This is a genomic window from Streptomyces sp. NPDC101165, from assembly GCF_044768135.1.
Classification (GTDB): Bacteria; Actinomycetota; Actinomycetes; order Streptomycetales; family Streptomycetaceae; genus Streptomyces.
The window spans coordinates 222,410-247,054 of sequence record NZ_JBIWPG010000007.1 but is presented as its reverse complement, the minus strand read 5'-3'; the positions used below and the strand labels follow the sequence as shown (position 1 = coordinate 247,054).

The 24,645-nt window shown below is 71.7% G+C and carries 25 protein-coding genes and 1 pseudogene; 12 read left to right on the top strand and 14 right to left on the bottom strand.

The annotated features are described in order from the left end of the window. Nucleotides 1–93: 93 nt before the first annotated feature. A complete protein-coding gene (locus ACIRVH_RS17160; RefSeq protein ID WP_403953534.1) occupies nucleotides 94–1,701 on the bottom strand; it encodes an MFS transporter in 1,608 nt (535 codons plus the stop codon). A 189-nt stretch (nucleotides 1,702–1,890) separates the two neighbouring features. On the opposite strand from ACIRVH_RS17160, the gene ACIRVH_RS17155 reads away from it, so the two are divergent. Together ACIRVH_RS17155 and ACIRVH_RS17150 are read left to right on the top strand one after the other, a co-directional pair. Further along, complete coding sequence (locus tag ACIRVH_RS17155; RefSeq protein ID WP_403953532.1) at nucleotides 1,891–2,526, top strand: TetR/AcrR family transcriptional regulator; 636 nt, start codon at nucleotides 1,891–1,893, stop codon at nucleotides 2,524–2,526. A 26-nt stretch (nucleotides 2,527–2,552) separates the two neighbouring features. Continuing rightward, the gene (locus tag ACIRVH_RS17150; RefSeq protein ID WP_403953530.1) at nucleotides 2,553–3,329 is read left to right on the top strand and encodes a DUF2993 domain-containing protein; all 777 of its coding nucleotides are present in this window, start codon (nucleotides 2,553–2,555) and stop codon (nucleotides 3,327–3,329) included. Nucleotide 3,330: 1 nt separating this feature from the next. Here ACIRVH_RS17150 and ACIRVH_RS17145 read toward each other — a convergent pair whose 3' ends face one another. Next, nucleotides 3,331–3,984, bottom strand: coding sequence for a TetR/AcrR family transcriptional regulator (locus tag ACIRVH_RS17145; RefSeq protein ID WP_403953528.1), 654 nt, complete (start codon nucleotides 3,982–3,984; stop codon nucleotides 3,331–3,333). Nucleotides 3,985–4,157: 173 nt separating this feature from the next. Between ACIRVH_RS17145 and ACIRVH_RS17140 the strand changes: the two genes are divergently transcribed. Further along, nucleotides 4,158–4,328, top strand: a complete 171-nt coding sequence (locus tag ACIRVH_RS17140) for a hypothetical protein (RefSeq protein ID WP_403953526.1) — start codon at nucleotides 4,158–4,160, stop codon at nucleotides 4,326–4,328. Nucleotides 4,329–4,456: 128 nt separating this feature from the next. Here ACIRVH_RS17140 and dmpG read toward each other — a convergent pair whose 3' ends face one another. From dmpG to mhpD, 3 genes are read right to left on the bottom strand one after another with little or no spacing between them, the layout of a single operon-like run. Further along, on the bottom strand, nucleotides 4,457–5,476 hold the full coding sequence (gene dmpG, locus ACIRVH_RS17135) for a 4-hydroxy-2-oxovalerate aldolase (RefSeq protein ID WP_403953524.1): 1,020 nt from the start codon (nucleotides 5,474–5,476) through the stop codon (nucleotides 4,457–4,459). Next, nucleotides 5,473–6,408: an acetaldehyde dehydrogenase (acetylating) gene (locus ACIRVH_RS17130; RefSeq protein ID WP_403953522.1), complete on the bottom strand. Its 936-nt coding sequence runs from the start codon at nucleotides 6,406–6,408 to the stop codon at nucleotides 5,473–5,475. The genes dmpG and ACIRVH_RS17130 overlap by 4 nt, the downstream gene beginning before the upstream one ends. Then, nucleotides 6,405–7,238 (bottom strand): 2-keto-4-pentenoate hydratase, encoded by an 834-nt coding sequence (mhpD, locus tag ACIRVH_RS17125; protein WP_403953519.1) that lies wholly within the window; start codon nucleotides 7,236–7,238, stop codon nucleotides 6,405–6,407. Before mhpD ends, ACIRVH_RS17130 begins: the two co-directional genes overlap by 4 nt. Nucleotides 7,239–7,372: 134 nt before the next feature. Between mhpD and ACIRVH_RS17120 the strand changes: the two genes are divergently transcribed. Beyond that, entirely contained in the window at nucleotides 7,373–8,095 is a 723-nt protein-coding gene (locus ACIRVH_RS17120; protein ID WP_403953949.1) for an IclR family transcriptional regulator, read from the top strand. 68 nt (nucleotides 8,096–8,163) lie between these two features. Here the strand turns inward: ACIRVH_RS17120 and gap are convergent, their stop codons facing one another. The 5 genes from gap to ACIRVH_RS17095 form a co-directional block, all read right to left on the bottom strand. Next, nucleotides 8,164–9,162, bottom strand: a complete 999-nt coding sequence (gap, locus tag ACIRVH_RS17115; RefSeq protein ID WP_403953516.1) for a type I glyceraldehyde-3-phosphate dehydrogenase — start codon at nucleotides 9,160–9,162, stop codon at nucleotides 8,164–8,166. A gap of 103 nt (nucleotides 9,163–9,265) precedes the next feature. Next, on the bottom strand, nucleotides 9,266–10,222 hold the full coding sequence (locus ACIRVH_RS17110) for a GlxA family transcriptional regulator (protein WP_403953514.1): 957 nt from the start codon (nucleotides 10,220–10,222) through the stop codon (nucleotides 9,266–9,268). A 52-nt stretch (nucleotides 10,223–10,274) separates the two neighbouring features. Further along, on the bottom strand, nucleotides 10,275–11,042 hold the full coding sequence (locus tag ACIRVH_RS17105; RefSeq protein ID WP_403953513.1) for an NPP1 family protein: 768 nt from the start codon (nucleotides 11,040–11,042) through the stop codon (nucleotides 10,275–10,277). Between the two features lie 26 nt (nucleotides 11,043–11,068). Then, nucleotides 11,069–12,214, bottom strand: a complete 1,146-nt coding sequence (locus tag ACIRVH_RS17100) for a glycoside hydrolase family 19 protein (RefSeq protein ID WP_403953511.1) — start codon at nucleotides 12,212–12,214, stop codon at nucleotides 11,069–11,071. Between the two features lie 180 nt (nucleotides 12,215–12,394). After that, nucleotides 12,395–13,138 (bottom strand): AraC family transcriptional regulator, encoded by a 744-nt coding sequence (locus ACIRVH_RS17095; protein ID WP_403953508.1) that lies wholly within the window; start codon nucleotides 13,136–13,138, stop codon nucleotides 12,395–12,397. Nucleotides 13,139–13,192: 54 nt separating this feature from the next. Between ACIRVH_RS17095 and ACIRVH_RS17090 the strand changes: the two genes are divergently transcribed. From ACIRVH_RS17090 to pqqB, 8 genes and pseudogenes are all read left to right on the top strand, one after another. After that, nucleotides 13,193–14,398 (top strand): MFS transporter, encoded by a 1,206-nt coding sequence (locus ACIRVH_RS17090; protein WP_403953506.1) that lies wholly within the window; start codon nucleotides 13,193–13,195, stop codon nucleotides 14,396–14,398. A gap of 49 nt (nucleotides 14,399–14,447) precedes the next feature. Next, complete coding sequence (locus tag ACIRVH_RS17085; RefSeq protein ID WP_403953503.1) at nucleotides 14,448–15,065, top strand: AAA family ATPase; 618 nt, start codon at nucleotides 14,448–14,450, stop codon at nucleotides 15,063–15,065. Between the two features lie 174 nt (nucleotides 15,066–15,239). Beyond that, nucleotides 15,240–16,745: a purine-cytosine permease family protein gene (locus ACIRVH_RS17080; RefSeq protein WP_403953502.1), complete on the top strand. Its 1,506-nt coding sequence runs from the start codon at nucleotides 15,240–15,242 to the stop codon at nucleotides 16,743–16,745. After that, nucleotides 16,742–17,300 (top strand): annotated as a pseudogene (locus ACIRVH_RS17075) (cysteine hydrolase family protein). Before ACIRVH_RS17080 ends, ACIRVH_RS17075 begins: the two are co-directional and overlap by 4 nt. Beyond that, nucleotides 17,297–18,004: a GntR family transcriptional regulator gene (locus tag ACIRVH_RS17070; protein ID WP_403953499.1), complete on the top strand. Its 708-nt coding sequence runs from the start codon at nucleotides 17,297–17,299 to the stop codon at nucleotides 18,002–18,004. Before ACIRVH_RS17075 ends, ACIRVH_RS17070 begins: the two are co-directional and overlap by 4 nt. 132 nt (nucleotides 18,005–18,136) lie before the next feature. After that, nucleotides 18,137–18,532 (top strand): SseB family protein, encoded by a 396-nt coding sequence (locus ACIRVH_RS17065; RefSeq protein ID WP_403953497.1) that lies wholly within the window; start codon nucleotides 18,137–18,139, stop codon nucleotides 18,530–18,532. Between the two features lie 63 nt (nucleotides 18,533–18,595). Further along, nucleotides 18,596–19,708: a hypothetical protein gene (locus ACIRVH_RS17060; RefSeq protein WP_403953494.1), complete on the top strand. Its 1,113-nt coding sequence runs from the start codon at nucleotides 18,596–18,598 to the stop codon at nucleotides 19,706–19,708. Nucleotides 19,709–19,772: 64 nt separating this feature from the next. After that, nucleotides 19,773–20,663, top strand: a complete 891-nt coding sequence (gene pqqB / locus ACIRVH_RS17055; RefSeq protein ID WP_403953493.1) for a pyrroloquinoline quinone biosynthesis protein PqqB — start codon at nucleotides 19,773–19,775, stop codon at nucleotides 20,661–20,663. On the opposite strand, the gene ACIRVH_RS17050 is transcribed toward pqqB, so the two are convergent. The 4 genes from ACIRVH_RS17050 to ACIRVH_RS17035 all read right to left on the bottom strand — a co-directional run bounded on the left by ACIRVH_RS17050 (nucleotide 20,660) and on the right by ACIRVH_RS17035 (nucleotide 24,624). Next, nucleotides 20,660–21,058, bottom strand: a complete 399-nt coding sequence (locus tag ACIRVH_RS17050; protein ID WP_403953491.1) for a MarR family winged helix-turn-helix transcriptional regulator — start codon at nucleotides 21,056–21,058, stop codon at nucleotides 20,660–20,662. The two genes, pqqB and ACIRVH_RS17050, sit on opposite strands and share 4 nt — an antisense overlap. Nucleotides 21,059–21,131: 73 nt before the next feature. Beyond that, nucleotides 21,132–21,482, bottom strand: coding sequence for a VOC family protein (locus ACIRVH_RS17045; protein WP_403953489.1), 351 nt, complete (start codon nucleotides 21,480–21,482; stop codon nucleotides 21,132–21,134). Between the two features lie 128 nt (nucleotides 21,483–21,610). Continuing rightward, nucleotides 21,611–23,920, bottom strand: coding sequence for an FtsX-like permease family protein (locus ACIRVH_RS17040; protein ID WP_403953486.1), 2,310 nt, complete (start codon nucleotides 23,918–23,920; stop codon nucleotides 21,611–21,613). Beyond that, complete coding sequence (locus ACIRVH_RS17035) at nucleotides 23,917–24,624, bottom strand: ABC transporter ATP-binding protein (protein WP_403953484.1); 708 nt, start codon at nucleotides 24,622–24,624, stop codon at nucleotides 23,917–23,919. Before ACIRVH_RS17035 ends, ACIRVH_RS17040 begins: the two co-directional genes overlap by 4 nt. Nucleotides 24,625–24,645: the final 21 nt, after the last annotated feature.

The window sequence follows — 24,645 nt, the reverse complement described above, 5'->3', positions numbered from 1 at the left end:
GGACGCAAAAAAGGGGACGGTGCCGGGCGTCCCGTCCCGGCACCGTCCCGGGCCGTGCGCCGCTCAAGGCACGGCCCGTCAGGGGGCGAAGCGTCAGACGACTTCCGCACGCTCCTTCTCGGCCTCTTCCGCGTTCTCCTGACGGTGCTTCCCGCCGGCCTTGCGGCCGGGCAGGACGGCCAGGACGATCACGGTGCCGGCGGCCATGATGATCCCGCCGACGAGGCTGGTCTGTGCGACGCCGTGGGCGAAGGACTCGTGCACCGCGTCCACCAGGGCCTGGGCCTGCTGGGGGCCGCCGGACGGGGTCTTCGCGACCTGCTCCGCGACCGCGAGGCCGGCCCCCACGGACTCCTTGGCGCTGTCCAGCGCTGCGGCCGGGAGGTGCCCGCCGGCCAGGTCGCCCAGCTTGTCCTTGTAGGCCGTGGCCAGCAGCGAGCCCAGGATGGCGATGCCGAGGGAGCCGCCGAGCTCCAGGGACGTGTCGTTGGCGCCACCGCCGACGCCCAGTTCGGACTCGGGGAAGGAGTCCATGATCGTGTCGGTGGCGGGGGAGACGCTCAGACCGATCGCGAAGCCGAGCATCAGCAGCGTGGGCAGGAAGTCGGTGTACGCCGAGCCCTGGTCGACGCGGGTGAGCAGGAACACGGCCACGGTGCCGATGAGCATGCCGGGCACGACCGTGGCCTTCACGCCGAGCTTCGGGGTCAGCCGGCCGGTCACCGCGGCGCCGACGAACACGGCACCGGCCAGCGGCAGCAGACGAACGCCGGTCTGCAGCGGGTCGTAACCGAGGACGAACTGCAGGAACTGCGTGGAGTAGTAGAGCGAGCCGAAGGCGCCGAAGAAGAAGAACAGAACCGCGATCATCGAGCCGCTGAAGGGCCGCAGCCGGAACTTGCGGACGTCCAGCATCGGGCTCGGGTGCCTGAGCTCCCACACGACGAAGGCCACCAGGCCCACGCCGGAGACCACGGCCGCGGTGACGGGACCGGTGCCCCAGCCGAAGTGCGGGCCCTCGATGATGGCGTACACCAGGGAACCGACCGAGACCATCGAGAGCAGGCCGCCGACGTAGTCGATCCGGCCCATGCCCGCCGCCTTCGACGGCGGCACCAGCACGAACGCGCCGATGACGGCGACGACGGCGATCGGCACGTTGATCAGGAAGGTCGAGCCCCAGGCGTGGTCCCGCAGCAGCCATCCGGCGAGGAGCGGGCCGACGGCGATGGCGAGGCCCGAGGTGGCGGTCCAGGCGGTGATGGCGCGGGCCCGCTCATGCTTCGGGAAGATCGCCACCAGCAGGGAGAGCGTGGCCGGCATGACCACGGCCGCGCCGACACCCATGACGGCGCGGGCGGTGATCACCAGGTCGGTCTGGTCCACCTGGCTGCCCATCACCGCGCCGCCCGCGAAGATCAGCAGACCCGTGACGAGGGCGCCCCGGCGGCTGTACTTGTCGCCGATCGAGCCGAGCACAAGCATCAGCGCGGCGTAGGGGACGGTGTAGCCGTCGATGACCCACTGCAGGTCACTGCTGCTGAGCTGCAGGTCCTTGGTCATGTCGGGGGCGGCCACGATCAGGGACGTGTTGGCCATGACCACGATCAGCAGGCTCAGGCACAGCACCACCAGCGCGAACCAGCGCCGGGGATAGGGCCCGGTCATCTTCTCGACCGGTGTGTTGGCGACGAGCGGCATCACAAGCTCCTAGAGGGTGAAGCGGCAGCCTCGGGGCGGGATGGCGGAAGCGGTGCGGGGTGTGGCCCGGGCGCCGCGGGCAGTTAATTGCCCAGCGATGTGCAGACTAGTTTGTTGCTCGTCCGTGTGCAAGTATTACTTGCCCGTCGATGTGCAGTGATTCGATCCCCGCCGACCGGAGGTCCCGACGTGATCGACCGACCCGACCTGTCCGGCCGCCGACGCCGGACGCAGACCACGCGAGCCCGCATCCTCGAAGCGGCCCGCCAGGAACTGGGGCGCGACCCCGAGAGCAGCCTGGGTGACATCGCCGCGGCCGCCGGCGTGGCCCGGCGTACCGTCTACGGGCACTTCTCCGGCCGGTCCGCCCTCGTCGAGGGGCTCGTCGAGGACGCGGCGCAGGCGCTGCGGGACGCGCTCACCGAGATCGCGCTCCCGATACCGGACGCGGTCACCGCACTGACGCGCTTCGTGCTGACGCTGTGGCCGGTCGGCGACCGCTACCGCATGCTGCTGCGCCTCGCCCCCCAGGACCTGGCCGCAGAACACGTGGACTGCGTCCTCGGCCCCGCCCGAGCCACCGTGACCGCGATCATCGCCGCAGGCCAGCGACAGGACGTCTTTCCCACCAACGTTCCGGCAGCCGTGCTCGGCCGCGCCCTGGAGGCCTACGTCCTGGCGCTGCTCGACTGCGTCAACAACGGCACGTGGTCCGACGACGGCACGCGCACCGCGGCCGCCACCCTGATCGCTGTGGGGGTCGACGGCGACCTCGCCGCAGCGCACGTCGACCGGCTCCGGCCGCCCGGGCGCATCGGCGCCTGAACGCTCGCACCCCCTGGAGGAAACCCGTGCACCAGTCCTCGTACGACACCGAACCCGCCTACGACGACGGCTCCGTGTGCGTCGGCCCACCGCCCCCCGGGCGTCGCCGAAGGACCGTGATCGTCGTCGCCGCGTCGCTGGCCGCGCTGGTGGTGACGGCCGTCGGGATCGACCGGTTCGCCGCGAGCCGTGCGGAGAGTCGTACGGCCGAGGCGTTCCAGAGCGGCATGGGCACCCCGAACCGCCCCACGGTCCACGTCGGCGGCTTCCCGGTGCTCACCCAGCTGGCCTCCGGCACCCTGCGGCACGTGGACATCACCGCCCACGACATCCCCGCGCAGGGCTCGACCCGGCCGTTGCCGATCACGCGACTCACCATCGGCGTCGACGGCCTGAAGGCCTCGGGCGACGCCGACGAGGCCCGCGCACGCGCCGTCGACGCGACCGCTTTCCTCTCCTACGGGGACCTGTCCGACGCGCTCGGTCTGCGTCTCTCCCAGGACAGCGAGCCGGGCCGGGTCCGGGCGACCCTCGATCTCCCCCTGGGCGGTGAGGTCACCGTGACCACGGCCGTCTCCGCGGTCTCCGGCAACCGCATCTCGTTCACGGACTTCCGTGCCGCCGACGGAGCCCCGTCCGGACCGGCGCAGGCCCTGCTCGACAGGATCTTCGCCGACCCGATCCCGCTCCGGAACATCCCCGAGGGGCTCCGCCTGCGGTTGGTCACGCCGACGAAGAACGGTGTCGACGCCCGCTTCACCGGCCGTACGGTCACCTTCCGACCGGACTCCTCGAATGCCTGACCTACCCCTGGTCGGCGGCCTCTTCGCCGCGCGCCTCCGCGGCGACCGCCTCGACCACGTCGGCCGCCTGTCGCTCCGGTACGCCCGCCGCGACCAGCGTGGCGACGGCCGTGCGGGTGCCGTCGTCCTCCCACGCTCCCGCGTTGACGCTCTCCAGCAGGGACAGGGTCAGCGCCTCCAGGCCGGCGTTCAGCACGGCCGGCGGCAGGTGGCCGTGGAAGACACCCTGCCGCTGTCCGCGCTCCACGATGACCGCGGCCCTCTCGCGGGCCGGGGACAGCACCTCGGACACCCGCTCCATGCCCAGATCCTGGCGGGCCAGTGCCAGTAGCAGGCGGTAGCGGTCGCCCACCGGCCAGATCGTGAGGACGAAACGGGCCAGCGCCCGCTCGGGCGGCTCGGTCGTGTCGGGCTGCCGTGCCACGGCGGCCTGCAGGGCCTCGGCGGCCTCCTCGGCGATCGCCTCGACCAGGGCGGCGCGCCCGGGGAAGTGGCCGAACAAGGTGCGGCGCACCACGCCCGCGGCCCGGGCGACCTCCTCCAGGGTGACATCGGGGTTCCGGCCCAGTTCCTGTCGGGCGGTGGCCAGGATCCGGGCCCGGTTGGACCGGGCGTTGCTCCGGATCGGCTCGCGGACCACGGGCTTCGATGCCACGACACAACCTCACGGACTGACTGCGGTGCACTTACGGCGACTCATCCTGCCACGGCATCGCCCTCGGTTCTTGCTGTAGCGACCATTCCAATTGGAATGGTCGCTCCGGTGAAGTTTCGCTTGCGACGGTCGAGGTCTGGAAACGGAGCTTCGAGAACTGTCTGACGGCCCTCGTGCTGCCCGGCGAGGAGACCGGCACGCCGCTGGAGCGGGTCACCGTGATGGCCGCGAACGTGGCCAAGTCACTGGTCCGCGTCCCGGACTTCCGGACCTGGACGAGGAGGACGCGCACACCCTACGAGACCGCGGTACGCATGGCGGACGGGAGCGGACGACGAGCCTGACGGGCCGCCCTGGAGCCCGGACAGGTAGGTCCCACCCGGCGCCATGACCACCACCCCCTTCGTCGGAGCGGCCCAGAAGATCGAGGCACGCTTCAGCAGCCTCGGTCAGGTCATGACTCGCTCTCCGGTCAGGACGTGCGCTTCGCCCGGGCCACCAGGTCCAGTGCGACGTCCGTGATCATGTCCTCCTGGCCGCCGACCATGCCCCGTCGGCCGACCTCGACCAGGATGCTGCGGGTGTCGAGGCCGTACCGGGCGGCGGCGGTCTCGGCATGGCGCAGGAAGCTGGAGTACACGCCCGCGTAGCCGAGGCTCAGCGTCTCCCGGTCCACCCGCACCTCACGGTCCTGCAGCGGTCGTACGAGATCGTCGGCGGCGTCCATCAGCGGGAACAGGTCGCAGCCGTGCTCCCAGCCCATGAGGTCGGCGACCGCGACGAACGCCTCCAGCGGACAGTTGCCCGCCCCCGCACCCTGTCCGGCGAGGGAGGCGTCGACCCGGACCGCGCCGCTCTCGACGGCGACGACCGTGTTGGCCACGCCGAGGGCGAGGTTGTGGTGGGCGTGGATGCCGAGCTCGGTGGCCGGGTCGAGGACGTCGCGGTAGGCGCGGAAGCGGTCGCGGACGCCGTCCATGGTGAGCCGGCCGCCGGAGTCGGTGACGTAGACGCAGTGGGCGCCGTACGACTCCATGAGCCTGGCCTGGCGGGCCAGTTCGGCAGGTTCGGCCAGGTGCGACATCATCAGGAACCCGGCGACGTCCATGCCCAGCTCCCGTGCGGCGGAGATGTGCTGGGCGGAGATGTCGGCCTCGGTGCAGTGGGTGGCGACGCGCACCGAGCGGATGCCCAGGGAGTGCGCCTGCTTGAGGTCGTGGACCGTGCCGATGCCGGGCAGCAGCAGGGTCGTGGGCACGGCGTGCCGGGTGGCGTCGGAGACGGCCTCGATCCACTCCCAGTCGGTGTGGGCGCCGACGCCGTAGTTGATGCTGGAGCCGGCCAGCCCGTCGCCGTGGGCGATCTCGATCGCGGCCACGCCGGCCGCGTCGAGGGCGGCGGCGATCGCGCGGGCCTGGTCGACGGTATAGCGGTGCCGGACGGCGTGCATGCCGTCCCGCAGGGTCACGTCCTGGACGTAGAGAGTCGTCACTCGGCCACCACCTTGCTGTGCCGGGCGGCCATGCGTTCCGCGGTGCGCAGGGCGGCCGAGGTCATGATGTCGAGGTTTCCGGCGTAGGCCGGGAGGTAGTGGGCGGCGCCCTCGACCTCCAGGAAGACGGACACCTTCAGGGCCTCACCCGTGCCCGGGGCGAGGGTGCGCAGCGGGTCGTCGGCCGCCACGCGCTCGAACTGCACCTGCTGCTTGAGCCGGTAGCCGGGCACGTACGCCTGCACCCGGCCCACCATCTCCTCGACCGACGCGGTGACGTCCTCGACGGCACAGTCGGACACCAGGCAGTGCACGGTGTCCCGCATGATCAGCGGGGGTTCGGCCGGGTTGAGGATGATGATCGCCTTGCCGCGGGCGGCGCCGCCGACCTGCTCGACGGCGGAGGAGGTGGTCTCGGTGAACTCGTCGATGTTCGCCCGGGTTCCAGGGCCTGCGGAGCGGGAGGCGATGGACGCGACGATCTCGCCGTAGTGGACCTGGGTGACCGCGTTCACGGCGGCGACGATCGGGATCGTGGCCTGGCCGCCACAGGTGACCATGTTGACGTTCGGGGCGTCGAGATGGGCGTCGCCGTTGACCGGCGGGATCACGTACGGGCCGAGGGCGGCGGGGGTGAGGTCGACGAGCGTACGGCCCGACGGGCGCAGTATCTCGTCGTGGTGGCAGTGGGCGCCGGCGGACGTCGCGTCGAAGACGATCTCCACGTCGGCGAACTCGTCCAGGGCGACCAGCCCCGCCACGCCGTCGTGGGTCGTGGCGACCTTCAGCCGGCGGGCGCGGGCCAGTCCGTCGGACTCCGGGTCGATCCCGGCCATCGCGACGATGTCCAAGCTCTCGGACAGCCGCAGGACCTTGATCATCAGGTCGGTGCCGATGTTGCCGGAGCCGATGACGGCGACCTTGGTGCTCACGGGCGTTCCCCTTCCTCGGCGAAGCCGACCCGCACGGAGCCCAGACCGGAGACGCGGGCCTCGAACACGTCCCCCGGCGCGGCGGGCGCCATCGGGCCGAGGGCACCGGTCAGCACCAGGTCGCCCGCCCGCAGCGGATCGCCCCGTTCCGCCAGCGCCGAGGCCAGCCAGACCGCCGCGTTGAGGGGGCTGCCGAGGCAGTCGGCGCCGGTGCCCTCGGAGACGGTCGCGTCGCCCCGGGCCATGGTCATCGTCACGGCACGCAGGTCGATCCCGGTGAGCGGTACGGGGGTGCCGCCCAGGACGTAGAGGCCGCAGGAGGCGTTGTCGGCGACGGTGTCGACCAGGGAGATGTCCCATCCGCGCACCCGGCTGTCGACGATCTCCAGGGCGGGCAGCGCGAAGTCGACCGCGCGGAGCACGTCGACGACCGTGCACGCGGGGTGCGGCAGATCGCGGCCGAGCACGAGCGCGACCTCGGCCTCCACCTTGGGCTGCAGCAGCCGCCCCGCGGGCACCTCGCCGCCGTCCGGTACGGCCATGTCCGCGAACAGTGCGCCGAAGTCGGGCTGGTCCACGCCGAGTTGACGCTGCACGGCCGGCGAGGTCAGGCCGATCTTCCGGCCGACGAGACGGCGGCCCGCGGCCAGGCCGCGGCGGACGTTGAGTTGCTGCACGGCGTACGCGGCATCGAGGTCGCCGGCGTCCAGCAGGGTCCGCACCGGAGGACAGGCGGCCCGGGTCCGGGCGGCCTCCGCCAGCAGATCGGCGGCCTTGACCACGGCCGGTGGATGCGCGTCCGGGTGGGCGGGGTCGGGCACGGTCGACACGGTTGCCTCCAGGGGAGCGGTGCGGGAGCGGGCGGACGTACGACCTACGTCCCCCGGTGTGCACACCGTTTTAGACAGCACCCCTCGGATGGGCCAAACTTTGTTCCATGACACGGAACAGTGCAGCGGGCAACATGCTGGAAAAGGCCGCGCTCATCCTCGAATGTTTCTCCCCGAGCGGCGGACCGTACCGTCTGTCGGAACTTTCGGAGCAGACCGGCCTGCCGAAGCCGACGGTGCACCGGCTGGCGGCCGACCTCGTCGGGCTGGGCTGGCTGGAACGGTCGGGGCCGCAGTACCGGCTCGGCGCGAAGCTGTTCGAGCTGGGCTCCCTCGTGCCGCGCCGACGCGATCTGCGCGAGACGGCCCTGCCCTTCCTGCAGGACCTGTTCGAGGCCACCCGTGAGACCGTCCACCTCGGCGTCCGTGAGGGCATGGAGGTGGTCTACCTCGAACGCATCCACGGCCACGAGGCCCTGCAGCTGCCCTCCCGTATCGGCGGCAGCCTCCCGCTGACCTGCACCGGCGTCGGCAAGGCCCTGCTGGCTTTCTCCGGCGCCGCACTGACCGAGGAGGTCCTCTCCGGCCCGCTGCCGAGCCTCACCCCCCACTCGATCGCCGATCCGGCACGCCTGCGCACGGCCCTGGAGAAGATCCAGGTGTCAGGTCTGGCGTACGAGGAGCAGGAGGCCGCGCTCGGAGTGAGCTGCATCGCGGCCCCCGTCTTCGCCGGCGACGCGACGGTGGCCGCCCTCTCGGTGGCCGTACCCTGCTCACGCTTCAGGCCGGCCCAACTGGCTCCGGCGGTGCGCACGGCCGCGTTGGGGCTGTCCCGTGTGCTGCGCGGGGCCGGCTGAAGGAAGGCCGAGAAGGAGAGCCGAAAGAAAAAGGGCGGCCCCGGATGCGGGGCCGCCCTGGGGCTCGGTCAGCGGGTGGCGAGCAGTTCGAGCGTGTCGATCACTCGGTTCGAGAAGCCCCACTCGTTGTCGTACCAGGCGACCACCTTGATGTGGCGGCCGTCGACGCGGGTGAGGGCCGAGTCGAAGATCGACGAGGCCGGGTTGCCGACGATGTCGGCCGACACCAGCGGGTCGTCCGAGTACTCGAGGACACCGGCGAGCGGGCCCTCCGCCGCGGTGCGGTACGCCGCCAGCACCTCGTCGCGGGTCACGTCACGGGAGACCGTCGTGTTGAGCTCGACGATCGAGCCGACCGGAACCGGCACCCGGATCGAGTCGCCCGACAGCTTGCCGTCGAGGTTCGGCAGCACGAGACCGATCGCCTTCGCGGCACCCGTCGTGGTCGGCACGATGTTGACCGCGGCGGCACGGGCCCGGCGCGCGTCACGGTGCGGACCGTCCTGCAGGTTCTGCTCCTGCGTGTAGGCGTGCACCGTCGTCATGAACCCGTGCTCGATCCCGGCGAGGTCGTCGAGCACCGCGGCCAGCGGAGCGAGCGCGTTCGTGGTGCACGAGGCGTTCGAGACGACCGTGTGCAGGGCCGCGTCGTACGCGTCGGTGTTCACGCCGAACGCGAGCGTGACGTCGGCGCCGTCGGACGGCGCGCTGACGAGCACCTTCTTCGCGCCCGCGTCCAGGTGGGCGCGGGCGGCCTTCGCCGAGGTGAAGCGGCCGGTCGACTCCAGGGCGATGTCGACACCGAGTTCGGCCCACGGCAGCTGCCCCGGGTCGCGCTCGGCGAGCACCTTGATGCGACGGCCGTCGACGACAAGGGTGTCCCCGTCGACGGTCACGGGGCGGCCGAGCCGGCCGGCCGTCGTGTCGTAGGCGAGGAGCCGTGCGAGAGTCGCGGGCTCCGTGAGGTCGTTGACGGCGACGACCTCGAGATCGCTGTCGCGCTCCAGCAGCGCGCGCAGCACATTGCGTCCGATGCGGCCGAATCCGTTGATGGCGATGCGAGTCATCAGTCATGTCCCTTCGGTTCGCCACCAGGGTCTCGGGACACGGCCGACCGGGACAGCGGCGCGATCGCCATGGTTCGAAAGGATCGCGCCAGGTGGTGATCGACTACTCGCCCTTGGTGAAAGTGCGCCGGTATTCGCTCGGTGTGGTGCCGAGGATGCGCTGGAAGTGCATCCGCAGATTCGCGCCGGTGCCCAGACCGACGTCGGCGGCTATCTTCTCCACGCTCCGCTCCGAACGTTCCAGCAGCTCACGGGACAGGTCGATCCGGGCACGCATGACCCACTGCATGGGCGTGTACCCGGTGTCCTCGGCGAAGCGCCGGGAGAAGGTGCGCGGCGAGACGGCCGCGTGCCGGGCGAGCGCCTCCAGGGTGAGCGGCTCGGCGAGCCGGTGCAGCGCCCACTCGCGGGTGGCGGCGAACCGCTCGCCGAGGGGTTCCGGCACGCTGCGCGGCACGTACTGTGCCTGACCACCGCTGCGGTAGGGGGCCGCGACCAGGCGCCGGGCCGCGTGGTTCGAGGCGGCCACACCGAGGTCGCCGCGCAGCATGTGCAGGCACAGGTCGATCCCGGAGGCGGCCCCGGCCGACGTCAGCACGCTGCCCTCGTCGACGAACAGCACGTTCTCGTCGACCCGGACGAGCGGATGCTTCGCCGCGAGCGCGCGTGCGTAGTGCCAGTGCGTCGTGGCGCGCTTGCCGTCGAGCAGGCCGGTGGCGGCGAGCGCGAAGGCGCCCGTCGAGATGGCGGCGAGCCGCGCGCCGCGCTCGTGGGCGGCGATCAGCCCCTCGACGACGGCCTGCGGCGGGTCATCGCGGTCCGGGAACCGGTAGCCGGGGATGAACACGATGTCGGCCCACCCGAGCGCGTCGATACCGTGGGCGGCGTGGTACGACAGGCCGTCGCCGCCGGCCACGAGACCGGGCGCCGCGCCGCACACCCGCACCTCGTACGGCATGCTCGCGCGGGTCGTGAACACCTGCGCCGGAATGCCGACGTCGAGCGGCTTCGCGCCCTCGAGCACGAGAACGGCGACGCGACGCAGGCGGGAGACAGGCACGATGACCAGGGTAATCGCTTGCGCGCCACCGGATCCCGGAGCGAAGGGGTCGTCAGGCGCCTGGGTCGAAGGGGATCCCGGACGGCATGGAGTGCGCCAGCGCGTACGCGAAGTCGCCGTCCTTGATCTTGATGGTGGCGGCGCCGAAGTCGGCGCTCAGGAGCTTGTCGCGGTAGCCCGCCGGGTAGCCGTTCCAGCCCACCAGGCGGGGGAAGAACCAGCCGCCGGTCACGTTCTCCGGAGGCTCGTCGTTGGTGTTGGCGAAACGGAAGTCGTGCGTGGACACCCCGTCCTTGTGATAGACGATCTTCGGGTGCGTGCCGTCGAAGCGGACCGAGGAGCGGGCGGCCACCTGGTAGCCGGTGTGCTGGGACACCGACACGTACTGGACCTGGTTGTCCTTGATCCACACCACGACGTGCTCCCAGTCGTGCGTGTGGCCGATGGCCGCCGGGCCGAGCGTCGCCTGGTCCTTCTCGAAGTAGCTGGCGTACATCACCGCGCACCAGCCGTTGTTGCACTTCTCGCGTGAGTAGGTGTTGGCGTTGGCCAGTTGGGCGTAGTCGTGGCAGTGCCCGTTGACGTCGCCGCCGAGCTTCAGGCCGGGGTTGACGGTGCCGTCGGCTCCGATGGCGGCCGTGGCGTAGCAGCCGTCGCCGTCGTAGTCGTAGGCGGGGGAGAAGGTCTGTTCCAGACCGTCGGCGTTCTGCGGCAGCAGCTGCAGCACGTTCGCGTGGGCGCTCGCCGGGACGGCCACGACGAGCGCCAGCGCGCCGAGGGCGCCGAGGAGGGCCTTGGTCATGGATTTCGGGTTGCGCATGACGGCTCCTTGTCGGGCGGTTCGCGTCAGCAGTACAGGTTGCTGCCCGCGAGGACACCGAGGATCTGTGTGAACCGCTGGTAGGCGTCGACACGGCTCTGCACCTGCGCGGGATTCCTGCCGTCGCACTCGAGGGAGCCGTTGATGCTGCGGATGGTCTGGCCGAAGCCGGCGCCGCCCACCATCGCGTTGTGCGGGGTCGTGCTGCCCGGCCCGGACTGGGTGTTCCAGTACCACAGGCCGGTCTTCCAGGCGACGGAGGCGTTGTTCTCCACCTGCCAGGGGTTGTTGAGGAGATCGATGCCGAGCGCGTCACCGGCGGCCTTGTAGTTGAAGTTCCAGCTGAGCTGGATCGGGCCGCGCCCGTAGTAGGCGGCCTGTCCCGCGGGGCAGCCGTACGGCTGGTTCCAGTCGCAGTAGTGGGGGTAGTTGGCGGTGTTCTGCTCGACCACGTACACCAGGCCGCCGGTCTCGTGGCTGACGTTGGCGAGGAAGGCGGCCGCCTCCTGCTTCTTCACGGTGTCGCTGCCGGTGTTCGCGAAGCCGGGGTAGGCGCTGAGGGCCGCGGTCAGCCCGCTGTAGCTGTAGAACGAGTTCCGGTTCGGGAACATCTGGTTGAACTGCGCCTCGCTCACCACGAATCCGGACGGGGTGCCCCCGCCACCACCGCTCGCCGGTGCGTTCCACTTCTGGTTCGCCCCGCCGGAGCAGCTCCAGATCTGCAGCCGGGAGCCGTTGGAGCTGTTGTTGTCCCGTACGTCCAGGCACTTGTCGGCGGCCGGGTTGACGATGTCGTGCGCCGCGGTCACCACCCACTGCTGGTTGGCGCCGCCCGAACAGTCCCACAGCTGGACGGAAGCGCCGTCCGCGGTGCTGCGGTCGACCACGTCCAGACACTTGCCGAGCGCCCGCAGGGTTCCGTCGCCGGGGTCGGACCAGATCTGGGCGCCGGTTCCGTTGCAGTCGTAGAGCTGTACGGCGGTGCCGTTGGCGCTGTTGGCGCCCGCCACGTCGACGCACTTTCCGGCGAGTCCGGTGATCGCGCCGTCGGCGGCCTGGGCGGGAGCGGCGGTGAACAGCGCGGCGAGGACGGCGGCGAGCACGAAGCCGATCGTGAAACGGTGGAAGGGGACGAGTCCGGCACGGGACCGTCTGCGACGGGAAGTTGGCATGGAGGAGTGCGCTCCTTGGTTGTGGGGGCGCCGGGGAACCTAAAGGTCTGTACCTGCTTTCGTCAAGAGGTGAAGTAAGTAGTGGGGAAAGCGAGTTGGTGAACACTCGACGCAAGTGCGCCGGTCGGGGACGGTCCCGGACGGGACCGAGCCGGGCGGGACCGAGCCGGGCCGTGTCCGTCAGCCCGTGGGGTGGGAACCCGGTGTGTGGCCGAACGTGCGCCGGAAGACGTCGATGAACGCGCTGGCCGACGACCAGCCGCACAGATGCGCCACCGTGGTCACCGGCGTCTTCTCGGCCAGCAGGACCAGTGCGTGGTGCAGCCGCAACTGGGTGCGCCATTGCGGGAACGTCATGCCGAGGTCGCTGCGGAACAGCCGGGACAGGGTGCGTTCACTCGCCCCGACCACCCGCCCCAGCGCGGCGAGGGTACGGCCGTCGGCCGGATCGGCGCGCAGGAGGTCGCAGAGCGTCCGCAGCACGGGAGAGGCCGGTGCCGGCAGGTGCAGCGGCTGCTGCGGTGAGGCACGCAGCTGGTCGAGCAACACCGCGCGCAGCCGGGCCCGTTCGGGGCTGTCGTCGGCCGGGGTGCGGGTGTGGGCGACGATCAGTTCGCGCAGCAGCGGGCCCACGGCGAGCACGGTCGGGGTGTCCAGGGCGAGCGGGTTCTCGGCTGCGGACAGTCCCACCAGGTGGAGTTCGAGTTCGCCGTGGGCCTGGTGGGCGTGCACGGTACCGGCCGGCACCCAGATGGCGCGGGTGCTCGGAGCGACCCAGGAACCCGCGCTCGTGGTGACGGCCAGCACTCCCCGGCCGGCGTAGACGATCTGGTGGTCGTCGTGCCGGTGGGCGTCTATCGCGGCGCCGGGCGCCAGCCGCTGGGTACGGGTGGGAGCGATCGGCTCGTGGCGGATCTGCGTCATCGGACGGCAGGTTATCGGAAGCCCGACATGGCACCGGCCGCGGATCCTGACGTGGTGCGAAGGAATGCATCGATCACTCTGCTGTCCGTCGGGCACGCCTGCGTCGACATCTACCAGGGCGCCGTGGCCTCCCTCGTCCCGTTCTTCGTCGCCGAGCGTGCCTATGGCTATGCCGCCGTCTCCGGCATCGTGTTGGCGGCATCCCTGCTGTCGTCGGTGGCGCAACCGCTGTTCGGACTCCTCACCGACCGCCGGGCCGTGCCCTGGCTGCTGCCGGTCAGCACGCTGCTGGCCGGACTCGGCATCGCCCTGAGCGGGCTGGGCGGTTCGTACGGCCTCACCCTGCTGTTCGTGGCGGTGTCCGGGGTGGGCGTGGCCGCGTACCACCCCGAGTCCGCCCGCATCGCGCGGCTCGCGAGCCAGGGCAGCCACAGCGCCATGAGCTGGTTCTCGATGGGCGGCAACCTCGGTTTCGCCCTGGCTCCGCTCCTGGTCTCCGCCGTCGTGGCCATCGGGGGACTGCGTCTGACGCCGCTGCTGGTGCTGCCGGCGCTCGTCGGCACGCTGCTGTGCCTGCCCGTGCTGCGCGCCCTGGGGGAGCGGTCGGACGCCGGGACCGGTACGGCGCTCGCGGCCACGGGCGACGACAGGGCGTCGTTCGTCAAGCTGTCGCTGGCCGTGGTGTGCCGCTCGATCGTCTTCGTCGGACTGAGCACCTTCATCTCGCTGTACGCCGAGGAGCGCCTGGGCGGCAGTACGGCGGCTGGCTCCGCGGCGCTGTTCGTGCTCTACCTCGGGGGCGCGGTGGGCTCCGTGCTCGGCGGGGCGCTGGCCAACCGCTGGGGCCGGGTGACGGCCGCCCGCCGGTCGTACCTGGTCTCGGTCGCGGCGGTCGCGGGCGTGGTGTTCGTACCGGGCCCGGCCCTGTACCTGTTCGTGGCGCTGACCTCGGCCGGTCTCTACGTGCCGTTCTCGCTCCAGGTGACGCTTGGTCAGGACTACCTCCCCTCGCGGGTGGGCACCGCCAGCGGGATCACTCTCGGCCTGACGGTCAGCATCGGCGGTCTGGCCAGTCCTGCCATCGGTCACCTCGCCGACGCGACCTCCCTGCGGACCGCGCTGGCACCCCTGATCCTCCTGCCGGCGCTGAGCTGGCTCCTGTTCCGCACCCTGCCCGAACCCGACTCCCCGCCGCCCGGCCCGACTTCCGCCGACGCGAGCCGAAATCCTCTCGGGCTCCGGAGTGGACCCATGCGATGATCACGAAGCCACACCGGCTCAGGATCCCCGCGGACGGAAGGACCACACCATGGCGACCGAGGCGGCTCGGGCCACGGCCGACCCGGACCACGCACGCATCCCCGAGACCCCCGCCGGGGGCACGGTCATCCTGCTCAACGGCACGTCCAGCTCCGGCAAGTCCAGCATCGCCCGGGCGCTCCTCGACCTGCTCGACGGCACGTGGTTCCACCTGCCCGTCGACGCGTTCCACTCCATGCGCTGCGACGGGCCCATAGCCGACGAGGACCTCCAGGCCGAGATCGACCGCACCGCCAAGGGCTTCCACCGTGCCGTCGCCGGGATGGCAGCGGGCGGCAACAACGTGGTCGTCGACCATCCGCTCTCCCGCCGCTGGCGGCTGCTCGACCTGCTCGATCTGCTCGTGCCCGAGGACACCGTCCTGATCGGGGTGCGCTGCCCGCTGCCCGAGCTGGAACGCCGAGAGCGCGAGCGGGGCGACCGGCAACCGGGGCTGGCCGCCATGCAGTACGGCCCGGTGCACTCGCACGGAGTCCACGACCTCGACGTCGACACCAGCCTGCTCTCCCCGGAGGAATGCGCCCTGCGCATCCGCGACTTCCTGCCGTACCGGCCACGGCCCACCGCCTTCGAACAGCTCCGTACGACCCTGCGGAATCCGGCCTGACGCATCGGTGGCCGACGAGATCGCCGGCCGGAGGGCCGCAGGCGGTCCAATTCCCGTTCCACCGAACCGTCGACCCGGTCGTCCACTCCAGCCCTGCCTTCCCTTGCGCCCCTCCACGCACCGACCTAGCCTCGACCGGACACGTCTGGACAGGTAGGGACAGGTTGGTCGGCGATGACGCATCCGCAGGACTCCCTCGACAGCAGATCCACCGGCCGGCAGATCCAGTTGGAGACGCACGGACTCGACGTGATCGGGGACGCGGAGCGCAAGGGCACCCCGCGTACGCTGTTCTGGCCCTGGTTCGGTGCGAACGTCTCGGTTCTCGGACTCAGTTACGGCGCCTTCGCCCTCGGCTTCGGCATCTCCTTCTGGCAGGCGCTGACCGCCGGCGTGCTGGGCATCGTCGTCTCGTTCCTGCTGTGCGGCTTCATCGCGGTCGCCGGCAAGCGCGGTTCGGCACCCACGATGGTGCTCAGCCGGGCCGCCTACGGAGTGCGCGGCAACCGGCTGCCGTCCCTGATCTCCTGGATGCTCACCGTCGGCTGGGAGACCGTCCTCACCGCCCTCGCCGCCATGGCCACCGCCACCGTCTTCAGCCGGCTCGGCTGGGGCGGCGGCACGGAGACCAAGGTGATCGCCCTCGTCGTGGTGGCCGCGCTGACCGTGGTCGGCGGGGTCATGGGCTTCGACCTGATCATGCGTCTGCAGACCTGGATCACCGTGATCACGGGCGTGCTCACCGTCGTCTACGTCGGCCTGGTCGCCGACCACATCCACTGGAGCACGGTCAGCGCGATCCCGGCGGGCTCCGCCCAGCAGTTCATCGGCGCGCTGGTGTTCATGATGACCGGCTTCGGACTCGGCTGGGTCAACGCCGCCGCCGACTACTCCCGCTACCTGCCCCGCAGTTCGTCCAGCCGGGGCGTGATCGGCTGGACCACCTTCGGCGCCTCCGCCGCCCCGCTGCTCCTGCTGGTCTTCGGCCTGCTGCTGGCCGGCTCCTCCGAGACGCTGAGCAAGGCGATCGCGGCCGACCCGATCGGCGCGCTGACCACGATCCTGCCGACCTGGTTCCTGGTGCCGTTCGCGGTGGTCGCCGTCCTCGGCCTGGTGGGCGGTGCCGTCCTCGACATCTACTCCTCCGGCCTGGCCCTGCTCTCCGCGGGCCTGCGCGTGCCCCGCCATCTGGCCGCCCTCTTCGACGGCATCCTGATGATCGCGGGCTCCGTCTACATCGTCTTCTTCGCCGACAACTTCCTCGCCCAGTTCATGGGCTTCCTCACGACACTCGGCGTACCCATCGCCGCCTGGTGCGGGATCATGCTCGCCGACCTCGCGCTGCGCCGCCGCGACTACGACGAGGGCGACCTGTACCGCCCGCACGGCCGCTACGGCGACGTACCCCTGCTGCCGCTGCTGCTCACCCTCGGCGCCACCGCCGTCGGCTGGGGCCTGGTCACCAACACCTCCGCGAGCTGGCTGACCTGGCAGGGCTACCTCCTGGAGCCGCTCGGACTCGGCGGCAGGACCGGCGCCTGGGCGTACGCCAACCTCGGGGTCCTGGTCGCCCTCGCGCTCGCCTTCCTCGGCACCCTGCTGCCGGGCCGGGGCCGGGTGCGCGAGCAGGAGGCCGAGGCGCCGAGCCCGTCGCCGAACGAGGGGGCGTACAGCACATGACCCTCGCCCCCGGTCTGCTGGCCGTCATCGACATGCAGCGCGTCTTCGCCGACCCGGCCGGCCCCTGGGCCACCCCCCGTTTTCGCCGACGCCGCCGCGGGCGTACGACGCCTGCTGCCGGCCTTCGGCGACCGTGTCGCCTTCACCCGCTTCCTGGCCCCCGAGCGGCCCACCGGAGCCTGGCGCGCCTACTACGCCCGCTGGCCGTTCGCCCTCAAGCCACCGGACGCCGAACTGTGGGAACTGGCGGACGGGTTCGCCGATCACGCCGGCCACGTCGTGGACGCCACCACCTTCGGCAAGTGGACCCCGGAACTCGCCGAGCGGGTCGGCCCGGACGGCCGCCTGGTCCTGGCCGGTGTCAGCACCGACTGCTGTGTGCTGTCCACCGCCCTGGCCGCCGCCGACGCCGGCACCGAGGTGCTGGTGGTCGCGGACGCCTGCGCGGGCGTGGACGACGACTCCCACGTCAAGGCCCTGCAGGTGCTGGACCTCTACCGGCCGCTGATCCGGGTCACCACCGTCGACGACCTGCTCGCCGGGGCCCGGCCGTGACCGGCGTCCCGCTCAAGCACCAGCGGATCAGCCGGATCCTCGCCCGGGAGATCCGTGGCGGCCGCCGCCCGGCGGGGGAGCAGCTGCCCGGCGAACACGCCCTCGCCCAGCGTTTCGGCGTCAGCCGTACGACCGTCCGCGCGGCCCGCGCCGAGGTGTCCGAGGAGGGGCTGATCGCCACCCGCACCGGAAAGGGCTCCTACGTCCTCTTCGACGGTCGCCCGCCGGACGACCGGCTCGGCCGGGTCTGCGCGCGGGCCCGCCAGGGCGTCGAGAGCCGGCTGCGCACCCTCGCCGTGCGCGCGACGCACGACAGCGGCCTCGCCACCGAACTCCGCCTGGAGAAGAACACGTTCGTGTGCGTGGAGCGGACCCGGGAGCTGGTCGCGGACGCCACCGTCGTGTCGTACGAGCGCAGCTACCTGCCACCCGTGTCCGTGATCCGGGAGCTGCCCGCCCAGGGGCTCGGCCAGGACGCGCTCACCGAGGTGCTGCTGCGGGCCGGGCTGCGGCCCGACCACGGAGAGCAGCGGGTCCGCGGGCGCCGGATCGACGCCCACGAGGCGGAGCTGCTGCGGCGGACACCGGGGGACTGGTTCCTCGACACGCGGCGCACCAGCTGGGCCGCCGACGGCTCCTTCGTCGAGCACGTTGCCGGCCTGCTCGACCCCGACCACTTCGAGCTGACCCTCGCCTTCGGCTGACCTGTCACGACAGACACCCGCCCTCCCCGGAATCCTCACGCATGCCCCGGGCCGCACGGGGTACGCGAGCGGAGCACGCCCGGGCGCCGGCCCGCGCGTGGCCGTACGACCGCCGCTACCTGGGGATCTGCCATGGAAACACCCGCACACGACGACCTTCCGACGCCGGCCCAGCAGGCGCTGGACGCGCTGGCCGTGAACGTCGAGGACCAAACCGCCCTGGACACCCTCGCCCACTGCGACGTGCTCGTCCCCGTGCCGAACGACGCGGTGGACGGAGACGGCGACGGCTCGACGATCGCCCTGCCCGTCATGGAACAGGCCGGGGGAGATCCCGTCGTCCCCGTGTTCACCTCGGAGGGAGCGATGGCCGACCTGCTGCCCTTCGTCTCCCGCTACCACCTGGTACCGCTCGGCACACTGGCCGCCCACTGGCCCGACGACGACCTCTCCCTGGCCATAGACGGCAACTCGACCCATGGCCTGACCCTCACGTCACACGGAGTACGGACACTTCTGGCACGGTGACCACGACGCACCCGCACCCGCACTCGCACTGAGACCCACCCCCTCAGGCGACAAAATGACCGCATGCAATGGATCTCCGGAGCTGCAGGCGGGCTGGTACTGGTGCTGGTCCTGACCAGCATCCTCCGCACCCTCGTGGTCCCCCGAGGCCTCTACTCCGCGCTGGTGTTCCGCCTGTGGTGGCTGCTGCGCAGGCTCCTCAGGCTGGCCGCCCCGCGCGGCGGCTACCACGACATCGACCGTGCCCAGACCTGGCTCGCCCCGCTGATGCTGATCGGCATGCTCGTCACCTGGCTCGGCGGGGCCCTGCTCGGCTTCGGCCTCCTGCTGTACGCGGCGTCCCCGCTGTCCTGGACGACCGCCTTCCGCGAGGCGGGATCCAGCCTGTTCACGCTCGGCTTCGCGAGCGGAGCCCGGCTGAAACTGTCCGTGCTCGACTTCATGGCCGCGGCCACCGGACCGGTCCTGATCGCCCTCCAGATCGCCTACCTGCCCACCCTCTACGCCGCCTACAACCGTCGCGAACTGGAGGTCACCCTGCTCCAGGCACGGGCCGGCGAGCCCGCCTGGGGGCCGGAGATCCTCGCCCGGCAGTGGCTGGTCGAGACCGAGACCGCGCTGCCCGAGCTGTACCGGGCCTGGGAGCGCCTCGCCTCGGACATGGGTGAGAGCCACTCCACGTACCCGATCCTGCTGACCTTCCGCTCCCCGCGCGCGCACCGCAGCTGGCTGGTCGGGCTCGTCGCCGTCATGGACGCGGCCGCCCTGCAGCTCGCGCTCGACCCGCGGCTCGCCCCGCCGGAGGCCCGTCTGGTGCTGCGTGCCGGGTTCACCGCCCTGCGCGACATCGCCCGCGTGGTGCGCATCCCCTTCGACTCCGACCCCTCGCCGGGCAGCCCGATCCTGCTGACCTTCGAGGAGTTCGAGGAGGCGGTGGCCATGCTGGGGACGGCCGGTTTCCGCGCGGAACGCAGCCCGAAGGAGGCCTGGCCGCACTTCCAGGGCTGGCGGGTCAACTACGAGACGGTCGCGTACGAGCTGTGCCGCCGCTGCGACGCGGTGCCGGGTCTGTGGACCGGCCCCCGAGACTTCTCCGGCGGGCCCATCCCGCCGCGGCGCCCCGTGGACCGCCGGCCCGGTGCAGGACGGCCGGAACTGCCCCCCGTCTCCGAGTAGTCACCCCGCCCTCCGGCGGGAAGATCCCACCAGAAGGTCCGCCGCATGCGAGGAGCCGATGGTCGTGAGGGTCGTCCTGCTGGGTACCGCCGCCGGAGGCGGCTTCCCGCAGTGGAACTGCGCCTGCGCCCTGTGCGCGGCCGCCCGGGACGGGAAACTGCCCTCCCGGACCCAGGAGTGCGCCGCCGTCACCGGCAACGGCCGCGACTGGTGGCTGCTCAACGCGTCGCCCGATCTGCGCACCCAGCTCACCGCCACCCCGGCCCTCCGGCCCGGCCCCGGGCCCCGGGACACCCCGCTGCGCGGGGTACTGCTCACCGACGCGGAGGTGGACCACGTCACCGGTCTGGCCGAGCTGCGCGGAGCGGCGGGCCTGAAGGTCTACGCCGCACCGCCGGTCCGCGCCGTCCTCACGCCCGCCCGCGCCGCCCTGGACCGCTACGCCTCGTGGGAGTGGGCCGACAGCCGGGCCGACGGCGGTTTCGTGCTGTCCGGCGGACTGGTCGTCACGGCCCATGCCGTGGGCACCAAGATTCCGAAGTACGTACCGGCACAGGCGCCCGAGACCGGCGGCCCGTGGGTGACGGCGTACCGCGTCGAGGACCTGGCCAGCGGGGGAGTGCTGGTCTACGCGCCCTGCGTCGGCGCCTGGAGCCCCGTGCTGGACGAGCTGTGCGCGTCGGCCGACTGCGTGCTGCTGGACGGCACGTTCTTCGCCGCCGACGAGATGGGCAGCGCGGTGCGGACCGGCGCCGGGCAGGCGGCCATGGGACACCTGCCGGTCACGGGACCGGACGGCTCACTGGAGGCCCTGGCCCGCCATCCGGACGCGCGCCGGATCTACACCCACCTCAACAACACCAACCCGCTGCTCGACCCCGCCTCACGGGCACGCGCGCGCGTGGCCGAACACGGGGTGGAGATCCTTCCGGACGGGGCGGAGCTGACGTTCTAGCCGGCCTGCTCGGTCAGCATCCGCTCCAGCACGGCCCGCTGCAGTGGCAGTACCTCGGCGTACAGGGTGCGGCCCTTGTCCGTGAGCGCGACCCACACCCCGCGCCGGTCCTCCGCGCACACCGAGCGCTCGACCAGGCCCTCCTTCTCCAGACGGCCGATCAGCCGGGACAGCGCGCTCTGGCTGAGATGGACCCGTCCGACCAGGTTCTGCACCCGGCACTGGTCGCCCACCGCGGGCGCCGCGGCGGCGAGGATGTCCAGCACCTCGAAGTCGCTGGCGCCCAGCCCGTGCGGGTGCAGGGCACGGTCGATCTCGCACATCGTGTGGGCGTGGAGCGTGAGGATGTCCCGCCACCGCTCTTCGAGCCGGGTGTCGGCCGTCTTGACTGCCATACCCGCACCGTAGCACCGATTCGGCCAATTATTGAGTGTGCAACTAGTGCGGGTGCAAGCACTCTCGCGGGCTTCAGGCGGACGGGTCCTGGAGCAGCCCCACCAGGTTGCCGTCGGGGTCCTTCACCGAGGCGATCAGCCTGCCGTTGCCGACGTCTCGCACGTCCTGGAGCAGTTCCGCGCCCGCCCCCAGCAGCGCGGCGAGCCGCTCCCGGAGATCGGTGACATGCCAGAACGGCACCGGCCCGGTCATCCCCTGCGCGTGCCCGTTCGGGTCGAGGCCGACATCCTGTCCGGCGGCCTTGAAGCCGACGTAGTAGGGCTGGTCGACGTACGGCTCGACACCCAGCAGGGCGGTGAACAGAGCCTTGGACCGGTCCTTGTCCTTGACGGGGTAGATGATCGTCTGCAGGCCGGCGGTCATGGAACTCACTCCTTCGAGGTGCGTGGGCCGACGGGTTTCCGTCGGTGCTCTCACGCTAGGGCGCGGGAGCCCGGCGCCGCTTCTCCGATCCTGACCGGTTGCGGCGGCGGGCTCCCCGGGCCCGCCGGTCACTCGCTGCGCAGCACCTCCGCGACGGTCAGGCGGGCGGCCCGCCGGGCCGGGACGAGCGCGCCCAGGACCGCGATCACGAGCCCCGCCAGGGCCAGACCGGCCAACGTCGGGGCGTGCCAGACGTCCGTCATGTACGACGGGAGGGTGATGTCGATCGCCGCCGCCATCCGGGGGATCACCAGCTCGTAGCTGACGATCCCCAGCGGGATCCCGAGCAGGGAGCCCACCGCGCCGAGCACCGCCATGGAGGTCACCGTCATCACCGTGACCTGGCGCGGGGTCATCCCGATCGACTTGAGCATGCCGAGGTCGCGGCGCCGGTCGTGGGTGTTGAGGACCGCCGTGTTGAACACGCCGAGCGAGGAGACCAGGGCCAGCATCAGGGTGAGCGCGGTCGCGGAGCCGATGATGGTGCGGGTGACGTTGTTCGGACCGCTCAGCTGGAGGGACAGACCCGGGTCGGCCGCGCGCACCGCGCGCGCGTACGCCTGCTTATCGGCGCCCTCGCGGAGTCTGACGTGGTAGGCGATGGGCTTCACGTCCGGTATCAGGGCCGTGACCGTCGGCCAGGCGCCGACGACCAGCCGGTCGTTGTCCAGCATGGTCTCGCCGACGATGGTCAGCCGCTCCTGGCGGCCGTCCTTGCGCAGCCGCAGACGATCGCCGACGTGCGTGCCGGTCCGGTGCAGAAACGCCGTGCCGGCCACGACCTCCCCGGTGCGGTGCGTCCAACGGCCCCGGATCAGGACACTGTCCAGGGGCACGTCCCCGCGCCGGCCCTCGAACATGACCACCTGGGTGGAGCCGTCGAGGAGCGCTTCATCGTCCGACCGCGCCGTGACCCGGGTCGCTCCCGGCAGCGACTCCAGCATCGCCTGGAGCTGCCGGTCGCTGTGCACCGGCCGCACCTCCTTGCCGTGCCGGTAGTTGCCGACGTACACGGTGACGTCGAAAGCGCGGTGTCCCCCGTTCCCGAAGTCGGTCAGCGTCGCCGCCAGTCCGGTCGCGAACGTCACCGTCGTCACCCCGAGCGCAACGGCGGCCAGCGTGAGCGCGCTGCGCGCCGGACGGGCGAACGGCAGCCCCACGCCGAGGCTCACCGACCGGGGCAACCGGGCACCCGCCAGGCGCCGTTGGATGCCCAGCGCCCGTCCCGCACGCGGCGCGCTTCCCGCACTGATCGCCCGTGCCGCCGACATCCGGCGCGCCCGCATCGAGGGCCCCAGCGCGGCCAGCACGCACACGAGCGGCATGCCGAGCAGGGCGAGCACGTTCACCCGGGGCGCGATACCGACACTGTCGTGCAGCACCCCCGAGTTCGGCCCGGTGAACACGAACTGGAAGAAGGGGTGCGCCACCAGATTGCCGACCAGTGTGCCGAACGCACAGCCCAGGACGGACGGTACGGAGATCATCACGAGGTAGACGCCCAGCACCTGCCCCGGCGTGAACCCCAGCGCCTTGAGGATGCCGATGTGCCGGAACCCGGAGACCACCGCCCCGCCGACCACGTTGGCGACGATCAACACGGCCACCAGGATGCCCAGGACGCCGAAGGCCATCAGGTACGGCGCGTACGCGTGCGCGGTGCTGCCGACCCGGTGCTTCAGCGCCAGATACGACTCCGATCCGGCGAGCGCGCCCTTCGGCAGGTCCTCGGTCACCTGGGCCATGCCCGCGCGCAGCGCGCGCTCCGACGACGCGTCCCGGAACCGGAACAGCATCTGGGAGCCGGTCGGGTGCAGAGCCCCGATCTGGTCCGGGACGACCCAGGCGTTCGCCGTGTGGCTCAGGTCGAAGGCGAACCCGACGATGGTGAGCGTGGGCCCCGACGGCACGTGGAACTTCTTGCCCATGTCGTCGGCGGTCCAGTCGGACTGCCGGTTCAGGACGATCTCCCCGGGCCGGGCGGGCCACCGGCCCGCCCACAGGTCCACCCGGTCCACCGGGCCGCCGGGACCGGACCGCCCCACCACCGTGACCTCACCGCCGAGACCGAAGTCGCCCGCATCACGCGGAAGGTCCAACGAAGCCTGCCGGAACGGTCCGGCCGCCGCCTCGACCCCGGACTGCCGGGCCGCGTGCGCCAGTTGGGCGTCCGACACCTCGGCCGGGTCGAACACGGCGATGACATGCGGCCCGCGCTGCTTCCCGAAGACGTGGTCGAAGGGCGCGGACGCCGCATCGAGCAGGCCCAGCGCGACCACGAGCGACCCCGTCGACACGAGCGTGACCAGCCAGATGACCAGCGTCTGAAGTCTCCGCCGGCGTACGGCCGCCCGCGCGGCCTTCCACACCGCCCTCATGCGGACGGCTCCAGGGTGTGCTCGCCGGTCACCCGGCCGTCGGCGACCTCCACCAGCCGGCTCGCGCAGCGCCGCGCGAGATGCTGGTCGTGCGTCACGATGATCAGGGTCTGGCCGATCTGGTTCAGGTCCAGCAGCAGGTCCATCACCTGCTCCCCGGCCCTGCTGTCCAGCGCGCCGGTCGGCTCGTCGGCCAGCAGCAGCGCGGGACGGTTCATCAACGCCCGTGCCACGGCGACCCGTTGCCGCTCACCGCCGCTGAGGACCGCGGGATAGGCGTTGCGGCGGTCGGCGATGCCGAGTTCCCCGAACAGCTCCAGTGCCCGCCGCCGGGCCTGCCGGGCCGGTGTTCCGGTCAACTGGCCGGCCAGGGCCACGTTGTCGAGGGCCGACAGGTCGTCGACGAGGTTGAAGAACTGGAAGATCATGCCGATCCGGCGCCGCCGGTACAGCGCGAGTCCCTTCTCGCTCAACTCCCCGACGTTCTCGCCGTGTACGACGACCGTGCCGGCCGACGGACGGTCGAGACCGGCGATCATGTTGAGCAGCGTGGACTTCCCGCATCCCGAAGGCCCCATCACCGCGACCGCCTCCCCGGCCCGGATGTCCAGCGTGGCCCCGCCGAGGGCGACCGTCTCGCCGTACTCCTTGCGTACCCCGTCGAGCCGTACGACGGTGTCTCCCGTTCTCACCTCAGTGACCATGGACAGGACGCTAGAGGGGCG